A 299-nucleotide genomic window follows, 5' to 3' on the forward strand; every position below is an offset into this window, starting at 1 on the left:
TAGACGTGTCGATAATTCCGGCGGTGGCCAACGGAGCCGGCAGCGCTTTCACTTTGAACAGGAAGTCGGCAGTACTTTGCAGATCCGTCGCCGCTTGCGTGTCCACCGGCCCGACCGTCATGTGCGCCTGACGCAACCAGTGGCGCGACACCTGCTGATCGAGATTGGCTTTCTTCGCCCACAGATCGGCGTATTCGTCCGTATGGCTGTCGACCCAGGCCCGCGCCTGTTTCAGACGTCCGAGAAAATCCGCGATGGCTGCGCGTTTGCTATCAATGGACGGCGTCGACGCGGCGATT

1 pseudogene is annotated in these 299 nt (G+C 60.9%); it reads right to left on the bottom strand.

What is annotated here, in order from left to right:
- A pseudogene (locus BK660_RS30425) lies at positions 1 to 299 on the bottom strand (ABC transporter substrate-binding protein); the annotation flags it as partial.

The sequence above is a fragment of the Pseudomonas brassicacearum genome, assembly GCF_003732265.1.
Lineage (GTDB): Bacteria > Pseudomonadota > Gammaproteobacteria > Pseudomonadales > Pseudomonadaceae > Aquipseudomonas > Aquipseudomonas brassicacearum_D.